Here is a 12,316-nt window from a genome sequence, read left to right as displayed (position 1 = left end):
GTCATGTTGAGCTTGTCGAAACATCTGTTATTGAAAGATAAAGATTCTTCGCAGGCTCAGAATGACACCTCCTCCTTGGAAAGAAAAAAGCAAGAAGTAAGATTAAAAAAATAGACGATGATCCTTATGATTTTATAAGATCTGCACTGATTTTTGTGTCCTTGAAATCAATTTACCGAACACCTCACCCTAACCCTCTCCTTAAGGAGAAGGAACCAAATTGCAGTATTCAAATTAATTTTCGATTGTTCTCAAAAGGGAACAGATTGCCACAGTCGCTATGCTCCTTCGCAATGACATTTTGTAAATGTTGTTGTTTTTTCTCTGTGGTACTCTGTGTGCTCCGTGGTGTTTTATTTTTCACTCATTACCTCTTGATCTTCCTTACTCAATAATAATCTGCGTCGGACTTTAGAAAACCTCCAACTTTAAACCTAAGCATACAATTTAATTTTTCCGAACACCTCACCCTAACCCTCTCCTTAAGGAGAAGGAACCAAATTGCAGTATTCGAATTAATTTTCGATTGTTCTCAAAAGGGAACAGATTGCCACAGTCGCTGCGCTCCTTCGCAATGACGAAATACCAAATTCCCCATAATTAGCTATGCACAAAAAAGCACAGCCCAATTGTTAATTTCAACTTTTGGGCTGTGCTTTAATCTTAGTTTTTTTTAAACTTAGCTTTTCACCAAAATACCTAACACTTCGAGGCGTTGTGGTGTGTCGTAAAGGGCAAGTTTTGCAAGGATATCGAAATCTTCCATCCAATCACTCAATTCGTGCAGCGCAGCATTCTTCGATTCGGTTGCGACCTGAGACTCTCCCATTTCTTTGTCGAACCCGGATCGAAGAACAAGCAGCGCATCGAGTTCTGCCAGACAGGTTGCAGCCAGCTCAGGAGTCAACTTAATTACTGCAAGTTTTTCTTGAATAAGTGCATTGGCTGCAAGTGTTGTGTAGAACAATTTCACCTTATCGAAAAACTCGTTGTATTTTGATGGAAAATACCCTGTTACACCCAACCTTACTTGCGTATCAGGATCTTTGGTGCAAAGAATCCGGGTTAAATTGCGATGCCTTCTAAACTTTGCTTCCAACTCCCCATACGCGGTATTGTAAGCGTTTGAGGCAACACTTGTTTCTGCAACTTCTTTTGCATTTAATTCCCAAACGCTTTTGGCTTTGTTGTACACCGCCCAACCTTCGGCGAATTTTGCATCATCGATACCAAAAGGAATCAAAGCAGCTTTAATATCTGGATGCAATTCGGCATTGCTTAACGCGATACGTGAACGTTCTAAAAATTTTGATTCTGATCTAATAAAAGTCATTGATTTTAGTTTTTAAATTTATTTAAGTTTAATTAATCCGGCATTGAAACTACATAACAATAATTAAAAATCAAACTATTAAGTAAGATTAATTTAAATTAATACTGGAATACCAAATAACGCAACTCCTACTTTATAGTAAAACTGCAGGATGCAGACTAAAACAAGCGTTATGAACGCTGTAATACTTTCTGCATCATTATAAATGGACTTTGTATGGGTAAAAATGGGCTCTGCACACTCAAAATGCACATTTCAGAACTCTTAATGAACGTTGCAGGACTTAGAACGGACTTTGCAGGACTCCAAATAGGCTCTGCAAGCCTTAAAGTGAGCATTGCAGGACTTGCAATGGATTATGTACAGGTAATTTTCACCATTGCAAAGCTTCGGCCCGTACTATTACCACTCGTGTTATGTAGAGCAGTTCTTTTTTAGTAATGCAAAGTGCTTTCTCTGCCTAATTACTACTGTTTAGTGCATTTATTGCTTATTTTTAATGGCCTTTAGAGAAAGTTGTTGTTCTTCTGACTTATTGAAGGGATGGCAATCGTTCGGTAGTAAGGCACAAGACATACCATAAGACAATGTAATGTATTGTGCAGCTTTTTACTTGATATATTAAAAATAAGTGCACGGGTGCATATTCTAGCAAGTTAGCAACAAGGCGGAATGCCTACTAGAAATAGATAAAACAAACAATTATAAAATGTCTGATACAATTGTTAAAAACAGGTTACGTAAACCGATTGATTCATTAACTATTAATAAAGATGATTTACTGAAATTTCTACAAATATTACAAGAAAGAGCTAATTCTGCTTGTGAAATTGAATGCAATCATATAGAATCGTTTATTAAAGTTGAGGATCTAGAAAAATCGAAAGAAAATTTGAGAAGTTGTTCTGCTCTTAAGTTAACAATCACAGGAATGGATGGTGAAGAGCTTTTTGGTTCAATTACAGAAGTGTTTGAATCTTTATCTTTTCCTGAACAAATTAAATCTCTTTACTTAAATAGTGAATTAATATATAAGTCAAATTTCAATTATATACCGAGAAATCGCTTTGATATATTTATTGATTTTAGAAAGCCTAAAGTATTAGATTTTTCATTTGCTCCTAGTGAGAAAACTCCTAACGATTCTACATTTTGCGTAGAAGGTTTTGATAGTACATGGGTAAATGGAGTATTTAGCGAAATTGATAAATTTTTCAACAAACGTTCATCATCAATTTCAGGAATACATAAAAATAGTATCTACGATGTAATTGTTTGGATTTTAGGGATACCAATAGGTTTTTGGGCTTGCTACAAATTAAGCATCAATATTAGCCAAGTATTTTCTGACAGCTTTTTACAAAATGCTTTATTTGTTTACATCTTCTTCTTAAGTCTATTTATACTTAGAATTTTATTCCATTATTTTAGATGGTTGTATCCTCAAGTTCAATATAAATCAACTAATGACTTATCAATAATTCATCGTGGTTTCTTTTACGTTATTGCAACTAGTATAATAGGAGCATTTCTGTATGATATGCTACATCTACTATTTTAGTATGAAAAATGCTCAGTTGCTAACAAAAGCAACCGTTGCATAACCAAATAATATTTCTAAAAATAAGATGGAAGCTTTAAAAGTTTGCTAATTAGCGAGCTCTTAAAGCTTCTTTTTTTAGCTTAATAATCCCGAAGCTTTACATTAATGAAGGAGTAGAATGATGCTAAAGCAAAAGGCTAGGAATATTTTAAATTCAGTTGGCTAAAGCCAAACTGCAATAAATAACACAAACTATTTTACTGTTGCAAGTAGAAAATTAGAGTGTTTATTGCACTTGTTTTCAGGCAACAGATAATAGAAATGTAAATGATTGAAATGAAACGAATGAAAAACATCTATTGCAGTTTGGCTTTAGCCAACTGGTCTTGTCAAATTAATAGATAGGCTTTAGCCACATATAATAATTTGCATTTCATATTTTGAAGGTGTTTTCAATTTTTATGTATGCTTAAAACCGCTATATTTAAACCTTATTTGAGCAGTTTGATGAGTTTTTAGACAGACTGCCGTTATAGCTCATTCACCACATCAGCGTAACCAATTAATTACTGTTGCTAACGTCAAAAATAGTGAGGAAAAAAGAAGCTGAAATTATGAGTTTGCAGATTTTTTAAAACACTGAATATTAATAACAAAATTTGACGTTAGTCAGAATTAAAAAAAAAACACTACATGAAACGGGATCTCGACCTTGTAAAAAAAGTATTAGAGTACTTCGAAGAAAAAAATGCTTGGGGACATGAAAAAGACATGGAAATTAATGGTTTTGACAAAGATCAAGTCTCGTATCATCTAATCATATTATTTGAAGCAAACCTAATTGCTGGTGAATCGATCACCACAAATACAGGAAGAATTTATGACATAATTCCATTTAGATTAACATGGAGTGGACACGAATTTTTAGATAATATACGGGACAATAATAGGTGGAGTAAAATAAAACAAATAATTAAGGCAAAAGGAGGAAGCTTCAGTATGAGTCTAATAACAAAGCTTGCTACAAAATTAGCCGAGGATCAGTTATTTAGTTAAATAAAAATAATTTTCTAAGTCAATGGTTTAAGGATCGATGATTTACCGTATTATTCTAACAACTAATTGTAGGTAAATAAAAAAGAGCTATAACAAAGCTAAATTATCATGGGCGTTGACGAGATGTTTGAAAGTTTAGTACAATAAAGAAACCCCGCTAGTGCGCGATTGTATCGCGTTCTTCGATAAAAGATAAAAGCCACACGAAAGGATTCGTGCAGTAGCGGGGCGATTTCAACTAAATTCATAATTAAAAAAAGAGACTTATCATATGGAATACTTGGGTTCTTGTTTATGCAAAGGAATTAAATTTAAAGTTATAGGTGACTTTGAGAGTTTTTATTTATGCCATTGCAGATATTGTAGGAAAGACACAGGGGCTGCTCATGCTGCTAATTTGTTTTCCACAACAGCTAAACTAGAATGGATAAAAACACAAACTGAAATTAAAATATTTCAACCACCTAAGAGTAATCATGTGAAAGCCTTTTGTACAAATTGTGGATCAGCTCTGCCCAATATACAAATGGACGGTAAACTTTTAGTTGTTCCAGCAGGATGTTTAGATACTAAATTAGAAAAACGACCCAATGCACATATTTTTATCTCAAATAAAGCAAGTTGGGATGAGTCGTTGGAAGAAATAAAGAAATTTGGACGTTTCCCTGAATAAGAAAAAAATACAAAGAAATTTGCTCCTGTTTTTTTGATATAAATAGACATCGAGAAACAACTTAAAGTAGTAATATCAAGGGTTGTATCCCACTTCAACTGTAATTAATAAATTTTAAAATTAAAAAAATGCCAAACACAAATGATCACTTTATTACAACTCTTAAAAGAGCCCATTTAGAATGGGGTTCACACCGACATACTTCTACAAGAGGTATTATTTATGGAGAAGGTTATTTACAAATTTCTGCACGTAATGCCAGAAATTTAAATATAACAAATAGCAACTCTACCAATAACAATATTTATAATTGTAATTCAAGTGAAGGTTTTCTTGTTAATGTTCAATTAAAATCAACAGGTAGTTCTAGAGCAGGTGCTATACATGCAAAGCAATTTAGCGGAAGAAGAAATCTTCGGTTATTAGGTAACTGGTTCACTCATGTTGGTGCCAGAATTGGTGATCGAGTAGAAATTAGATTCATTAGTCCAACAGATATTCTTTTGACCAAATTATAATATCCATAAAATTTGAAATAGCAGATAACAAAAAAAAAGATGTTGCCAATTCGCAATATCAATTTTTATGTATCCTTAAAACCGATATATTTAACACTTAATTAAGCAGTTTGTTGAGTTTTTAAACAGACTGCCGTTAGTCGGAATGATAAAAAAACATCTTGCTAATCCACAAACATCAGTCATTTATCCGATTTGGCTGATACAAAGATAGATTTGACTACATAACTATTGTTTAACTGTTTCACCTTTGTACTTCACCTAAAGAAATGGAAAATGAAACAAATATTAGTTACTGGTGCTACTGGAGAATTGGGGACTACAGTTATTGAAACCTTACTTAAAAGGATGAAAGCTGAAAATATTTCGGTTCTCACAAGAAAAGAAGGCAGAAAAACCGAATTCGAACAAAAAGGATTAAAAACTTTTATTGGTCAATATAGTGATGTTGAATCGCTTGAAAAAGCGATGGAGAACGTAGATACCGTTTTACTAATCTCTTCGGGAGACCAAGGCGATAGAATGCAAGAACATAAAAACGTTATTGATACTGCAAAAAAGAAAGGTGTTCAGAACATTGCCTATACAAGTCGTTCTTTAAAAGACAAAAACACGTTAGTAAATAAACTAATGACAGAACATTTCCTGACAGAAGACTATATTAAACAAAGCGGATTGAAATATATCATTTTTAGAAATGCGTTGTATATGGATGTTTTGCCTCTTTTTGTTGGCAAACACGTTTTTGAGAAAGGGATATTACAACCTACCGGAAATGGAAAAGCTGCCTATGTTTTAAAAGCTGAACTAGCCGAGGCAATAGCTAATGTTTTAATGAAAGAAAATTTCGAAAATCAAACATTAAATTTTACGGGTTCTGATGCATATTCTTTTTATGATGTTGCAACTGCGCTTACAGAACTTTCGGGCAAACAGGTAAATTACAAATCTATAGAAGTTGAGCCATTCAAAAAAATAATGTTAGAAAATGGAGTTCCTGAACCAATGGTCAAAAAGATAGTAGGTTTTAATCTTGATATTAAAAACAGACAAGAGGAAACGGTTACAAATGAATTGCAACAATATCTCGGACGTAAACCAAAAAGCCTAAAAGAAGGCTTAAAAATATTATTCAATTTATAAAAACAAACAAAATGAAAAACGAAATAAAAATTGCTTTAGTAACAGGTGGAAGTCGTGGATTAGGAAAAAATATGGCTTTGGAATTGGCAAAAAAAGGGCTTCATATAATTTTAACTTATAACACCAACAAAGAAAAAGCTAATGAGGTTATCAAAGAAATTGAGCGTTTAGGACAACAAGCTATTGCGGTTCAATTAAATGTAACAGATTTCCAAAGTTTTGAAACATTCTTTGATACTGTTAAAAAGTCAATTAAATACAAATTCGGAGTTGATAAAATTGACTATCTCGTAAATAATGCAGGAATTGGAATAAACGCACCATTTGCAAAAACAACCGAAGAACAATTAGATACGCTTTATAATATTCAATTTAAAGGCACCTATTTATTAACTCAAAGAGCATTGAACATTCTAAACGATGGTGGTGGAATTGTCAATGTGTCAACTGGTCTAACTCGTTTTGCGTTAAACGGATTTTCAGCATATGCGTCTATGAAAAGTGCTATTGAAACCTTAACTAAGTATCAGGCAAAAGAATTAGGTGAAAGAGGAATTCGGTCAAACGTCATTGCACCAGGAGCTATCGAGACAGATTTTGGCGGTGGTGCAGTTAGAGATAATGAAAAAATGAATAATTTTATTGCATCTAACACCGTTTTAGGGCGTGTTGGATTACCAGATGATATAGGTAGTGTCGTTGCCTTTTTATGTACCGACGATGCTAAATGGATAAACGCACAACGTATAGAAGTGTCTGGAGGACAAATGATTTAAAACAAACTAATGTCTATACTTCACATAAAAAATATCACCGAATATCATAGATTAATGCAGTTGCCAAAACCACAGCATCCTTTGGTTAGCGTAATTAATTTTGCCGATATTAAAAGGAAAGAAAATATAACGGTTTCAAGGTTTACTCACGGTTTTTATTCAATTGCCTTAAAACAGGTGTTTAATGGTAAAATGAAATATGGACAACAGGAATACGACTTTGACGAAGGCGTATTAGCTTTCATAGCACCTAATCAAGTAATGCGTATTGAAGTAGAAGATGAACAAAAATTAAATCATTCGGGTTGGTTACTTATTTTCCATCCCGATTTTTTATGGCATACATCTTTGGCTAAAAAAATTGAGAAATATGACTTTTTTGCTTACGAACTAACCGAAGCACTGCATCTTTCGGGCAAGGAACAAAATATGTTAACTGATTTGATGCAAAATATTAATCACGAATATAATTCAACTATTGATAAATTCAGTCAAGATGTTATCATTTCGCAATTGGAATTATTACTCACTTATTCAGAACGGTTTTATCAACGTCAATTTATCACTCGAAAAAAATCGAACCATAGAATACTTGAGCAATTCGAAACACTTTTAAATAATTATTTTAAAAGCAAAGACCTACAGGAAAATGGATTGCCAACAGTTAATTATCTGTCTGCTTCATTGAACTTATCACCCAATTATTTAAGCAGATTATTAAAAACACTATCGGGAAAAAGCACTCAAGAATTTATTCACGAAAAACTAATGCAATTAGCTAAAGAGAAACTTTCAACTACAGAGTTATCGGTAAATGAAATTGCATTCAGTTTAGGATTTGAACACCCTCAATCTTTCGGTAAATTATTCAAGAAAAAAACGGAATTGACCCCATTGGAATTTCGAAAATTATATAATTAAAAAAGAATTTAGAAAACCACTACAGCTAGTCAAGTAAGCCAAGGGAATTTGACTTCGTCGATTTTCAATTCACCCCTAACTTCTCACAGAACCGTATCCCTAAAAAAATCGGGACAGGCAGTGAATCTCTCAATTCATACGGCTCTTATTATGCAGTCAATTCAATTTTAGGTCAACTGATAATCCAATGTACAATGATAAAATAGATTGAGATAACAATTACAGATATGCCTTAACCATTTCACAGCTTTCATTTTGCTGCCCCGCTAGTGCGCGATTGTATCGCGTTCTTCGATAAAAAAAAATACCAGTTTAAAATATATGGAGATCCCAAAATAGATCATGCCCCAGCTTTATTTACGAATCTTGTTTTTACAGACCCATTTCAAATACAATTAAATCGCCTTTTTCTGTTAATCTTGTGGCACTAATTGCTACAAAATTCCCATCAGCAGCTGTTAAATCGTTTAGTTTAATTCCTTGTGGCAAACTAAATTCTTTTTCTGATTGAATAATCCCTGTTTCATCGATATGGACTAGTTTGATTTTGTGATTAAATGTTCCTGCAATCACAAAACTATTATCCGGTAAAGTTATTATTTGTTCTATGCTTCCATTTCCAGATATAGGAATAGGAGATTCCCAAATTTTTTCCCCATTTGTATCATAGCCACTTGCAAACGCTCCCGTAGTATTTATACCCGCAAAAACTAGTGAATTGTTCCCATTAATGCCAACAGCAGTCGATTTTACATCTTGATCCAACAAAATATCCCATTGTAAATAACCTGCCTGGTTAACAGCAAATATCCAGTTGCCGGCAGCAGCATAAGTAATACCTGAGGTATCACCAGCTAAATTATAAACCTTGCCCTTGCTTGAGTAGGCACGTGACCACAACATTTTACCATTGGCATTGAGTTTTACCAAACCAGGCGTAAAAGTGGAATCTTTTGCGTTTTTGCTATAGCCTGCAACTAAAATTTTATTGTCGGGATCAACTACAAAATCAAGTACTTCATCCATATCAATTCTCTGATTAAATATATTTTTACCATTGGCATCAAGCTTATAAAGCCACGCTTGCCCTTTCACACTATCAACTATGGCATCAGTAATACCTGCAACATAAATTTCGTTCTGAGCACTTATGCTGACTTTATTTACAAGATCATCGAAACGGTTTCCCAACATCTTATTCCAAATCATTTTTCCACTAGCATCCAGGCCTAAAAGCCAAGAGTCATACATCTCTCCTTCTGCTTTACGCGACGATGCAGCTACTACAAGCTCTCCATTTGGGCGCTTAGTGATTCCACCACCAAAATCGTTAAGCTGCTGGTTATCGAATCCTCTTACAAACTTGTAATCTTCCATTGGAAAATTCGTAAGTGCCTCTTCTCCCAATACCCTGGCTTTTAGATTAAAAATATCAATGTAACGATTGCCTTCGGGGAATGAAGACACAAATTTGTTATAAGCCTCTAAGCTATTTATACTTTTAGCCCATTCAAAAAGCAATTCCTGTTTTAAAAGCTTAGCTTCTAACATTTTTGATGAATTAGGAAATTCGACCATAAAACGCTCAATAGCCTCAAGTGTATGTTTATCGTATGCTTCTTTAAAAGCCATTCCTTCCATCAATTTCTTAATCTCTTCAACTTGAGCAGCCTCGGGATATGATTCAACAAAATTCCGGAAACTAGCTAATGATCCCTCATTGATAGTAGTTTTATAGGCTAATTGATTGCGCATCTTTATTGCAATATCAGCTTGAGCTGATTCGGGATAATCCTTCAAAAATTGATTAAATGCAGCAAGCGTATTTTTATTCTCGGCTTCACGAAATAGGATGTAATTCAAAATATGTGAAACATTAGTATAGTATTTTGAATCAGGAAATTCGGTTAAAAATCGCTTGGCATAATCTGTATTATTTTCCTCTCGCACATATTTAATCAACTTATCTTCCACTTGTAGGCGCTGCCAGTCCATGTTCTTAATTATAGTTCTATTGCTACGCCTTTTATCTTGTTTAAAAAACAATTCATTTAAAACATCATTATCGTCTGCAGTAAACTGTGATTGTGCGTCATAAGCTTTCTGAATGTATCTCAAAGCTTTAAAATAATCTTTGTCAGAATATTCATCATAGGAGTAAACGATAGCTAGTCCTAAATTAGCCATTGCTGATTCAGGTTCTTCTAATAAAACTTTATCGAAATCTTCTTTAGCCTTACCAAGTTCTTTATCAATATCAGCCTTTGCACTTGCCTCCATGCCTTTAAACAAATAATTATTGTATATTTTTTTAGGCTTCTGTGCTAAACTAATAATTGATAGTAGTAGTGAAATGATTAGTATATTTATTTTTCTTGAATTCATACCTAAGAGTTTATTTTTTGAGTACTAAAAATTCCACGCGACGATTCTTTGATCGCCCAACTTCTGTTTTATTGGTATCTAAAAACTTAGATTCTCCATACCCAACTCCTTTAATTATTTGAGTGTTGATTCCTCTACCAACAAGATACGTAACCACAGACTCTGCTCGTTGCTGACTTAAGTTTTGATTTAATTCATCAGAACCCACATCATCAGTGTGCCCGCTAATCTCAATCAAACTAACTGTTCCTTCTTTTAAAAAATCGACTACTTTATCGAGTTCTTCAAATGAAGTTGGCAAAAGCGTACTTTTACCCGTTTCAAAGAAAATATTATTTAAAATAAGGGCACCTCCCTCTTCAATATTTCTTAATCCCTCGGTAAGAGCATCTTTAGGGAGCAGGGGCTCTTTAAAAACAATAGTCCCCTCCGACTGGCAATTGTTTTTATCACTTACATGGTAAGTATAGGTACCTGCTTTTAGGTTTTGAATTTTTTTTGCATTCTTTGTTCCGTTACTCCAATCAATAGCATAAGGAGCTTCTCCTCCTGATATTTTTAAGCTAATAACACCATCATTTATTATTTTACTAATTTGACCTGTAACTGGATTTAGACCTCCTGTGTAAGAAGAATCAATAACCACGGTTGTTAAATCTTTAGGAACGCATGCACACATATTACAATCATCTAGCGGACGAATCTCAAAATCGTCAAAAAAGTAGTAAGCATATGTCTTGCCTTTTTTATTCTTAGTATCACGACCAGTAATTACATAGTTCGTATTATCATAGTTATTAAAGTTACCTACAACAAAGAATTCCTCACCTCCTTTAGCTGTATATACTTGACAGAACTGGATCCATTCTTCGGTATTGTCTAAAAATAGACCCTCTTTATTCGTTAAATGCGCCTCTAAGTTTAAAAATGTTTTATTCCCATTTGCTATTTCTGAATTTGAAAAATGCATGCTCAACTGATCAACAGCAAATTTACTTCCAGATGCTAATTTGTACCAAAAAGAAACACAATATTTTTGACCTGCATCCATAGATCTAATTAAAGTACCTTGAAAGTATTCTCTAAAATCACGATTACTTCCACTTAAAATAGCTCCCACGTATCCTCTACCCGATTTAGCCTTGCTGTATCCTGCAAAATTATCGGGTACTTTTACTTCATTAGAGCCACATTCGTTGAAATAATCGGGAGTAGTAGCTGTTGGATAGGTCCAGTTAGGCACTAATTTATGTGTGTTGTCCATAAAAGTGTAACTTTCGGGACACTTTTCATACACTTCGAAACCTGGGTTAAGTACCATATTCTGAACTTGAGCATAGGATCCAAACCATGTAAAAATAACACTCAATGCCATGAGATGTTTTAGGTAGAGTTTTTTCATTCTAAAATGGAATTATGTTTGTGTTGCCTAAAATTAAATAAATATATTGAATTGGTACGTTTAATGATGAAACCGCAACATAAATTATAGTTTTTGCCAAACCATTCATTTTTTAACTTGATTATAAACTTAAGCACTCCTCTGTTCTTCGAACATCTCCCCTTAAAATGGGAGAATTCACTACTTTAACTTTTGCATGTATTTTCAAATTGAATCTTTCCCTTGAAAGAACACCGTAACGCAGTGAAGATCGTGAACGCAATTTGAAACAATATTGTGAACAAAGTGCCGATCCCGACACGTCGGGAAAAGGGTGCTAATTCTTGATATTATCTTTTTTATACATCTTGTTGCTCTTGATTTTTTTCTACCAATAAGATGTGTATAAAGAGCAGCCACTAAATGGGAACGGTTCACCAATTTGGTGTAAAATCTATTCTTTACTTTTTGCAAAGGATGTGCCTTAACGGGCAATGCGAAAATCACACAGAGAAAAGAATATCAGGAACAAAAGATGGGATTTGATTTTATAGTATCATCTTTGCATACAAGGTGAAAAAATATGC

10 protein-coding genes are annotated in these 12,316 nt (G+C 33.7%); 7 read left to right on the top strand and 3 right to left on the bottom strand.

Features of this window, described 5'->3' with window-relative positions; genetic code table 11:
* Positions 1 to 679: 679 nt before the first annotated feature.
* Positions 680 to 1,333: a PQLLE family protein gene (locus ACHZAX_RS08360; RefSeq protein WP_320018764.1), complete on the bottom strand. Its 654-nt coding sequence runs from the start codon at positions 1,331 to 1,333 to the stop codon at positions 680 to 682.
* 709 nt (positions 1,334 to 2,042) lie between these two features.
* On the opposite strand from ACHZAX_RS08360, the gene ACHZAX_RS08355 reads away from it, so the two are divergent.
* The 7 genes from ACHZAX_RS08355 to ACHZAX_RS08325 all read left to right on the top strand — a co-directional run bounded on the left by ACHZAX_RS08355 (position 2,043) and on the right by ACHZAX_RS08325 (position 7,963).
* Positions 2,043 to 2,894 (top strand): hypothetical protein, encoded by an 852-nt coding sequence (locus ACHZAX_RS08355; protein WP_320018763.1) that lies wholly within the window; start codon positions 2,043 to 2,045, stop codon positions 2,892 to 2,894.
* 675 nt (positions 2,895 to 3,569) lie between these two features.
* Positions 3,570 to 3,932: a DUF2513 domain-containing protein gene (locus ACHZAX_RS08350; protein ID WP_101310460.1), complete on the top strand. Its 363-nt coding sequence runs from the start codon at positions 3,570 to 3,572 to the stop codon at positions 3,930 to 3,932.
* A gap of 271 nt (positions 3,933 to 4,203) precedes the next feature.
* Positions 4,204 to 4,605 (top strand): GFA family protein, encoded by a 402-nt coding sequence (locus ACHZAX_RS08345; protein WP_101310459.1) that lies wholly within the window; start codon positions 4,204 to 4,206, stop codon positions 4,603 to 4,605.
* 128 nt (positions 4,606 to 4,733) lie between these two features.
* Positions 4,734 to 5,123 (top strand): hypothetical protein, encoded by a 390-nt coding sequence (locus tag ACHZAX_RS08340; RefSeq protein ID WP_156195839.1) that lies wholly within the window; start codon positions 4,734 to 4,736, stop codon positions 5,121 to 5,123.
* A gap of 276 nt (positions 5,124 to 5,399) precedes the next feature.
* Positions 5,400 to 6,266, top strand: coding sequence for an SDR family oxidoreductase (locus ACHZAX_RS08335; protein ID WP_320018762.1), 867 nt, complete (start codon positions 5,400 to 5,402; stop codon positions 6,264 to 6,266).
* An 11-nt stretch (positions 6,267 to 6,277) separates the two neighbouring features.
* Entirely contained in the window at positions 6,278 to 7,042 is a 765-nt protein-coding gene (locus ACHZAX_RS08330; RefSeq protein ID WP_320018761.1) for an SDR family NAD(P)-dependent oxidoreductase, read from the top strand.
* A gap of 9 nt (positions 7,043 to 7,051) precedes the next feature.
* Positions 7,052 to 7,963 carry a helix-turn-helix domain-containing protein gene (locus ACHZAX_RS08325; RefSeq protein ID WP_320018760.1) on the top strand — a complete coding sequence of 304 codons (912 nt, stop codon included), beginning with the start codon at positions 7,052 to 7,054 and terminating at the stop codon, positions 7,961 to 7,963.
* A gap of 372 nt (positions 7,964 to 8,335) precedes the next feature.
* Here ACHZAX_RS08325 and ACHZAX_RS08320 read toward each other — a convergent pair whose 3' ends face one another.
* Together ACHZAX_RS08320 and ACHZAX_RS08315 are read right to left on the bottom strand one after the other, a co-directional pair.
* On the bottom strand, positions 8,336 to 10,348 hold the full coding sequence (locus ACHZAX_RS08320; protein WP_320018759.1) for a hypothetical protein: 2,013 nt from the start codon (positions 10,346 to 10,348) through the stop codon (positions 8,336 to 8,338).
* A 10-nt stretch (positions 10,349 to 10,358) separates the two neighbouring features.
* Positions 10,359 to 11,750 (bottom strand): OmpA family protein, encoded by a 1,392-nt coding sequence (locus ACHZAX_RS08315; protein ID WP_320018758.1) that lies wholly within the window; start codon positions 11,748 to 11,750, stop codon positions 10,359 to 10,361.
* Positions 11,751 to 12,316: the final 566 nt, after the last annotated feature.

Source organism: Labilibaculum manganireducens, from assembly GCF_963665805.2.
In the GTDB taxonomy this organism is placed as follows: domain Bacteria; phylum Bacteroidota; class Bacteroidia; order Bacteroidales; family Marinifilaceae; genus Labilibaculum; species Labilibaculum manganireducens.
The sequence above is the reverse complement of the archived record's forward strand: the minus strand, read 5'-3'. Positions and strand labels throughout refer to the sequence as shown.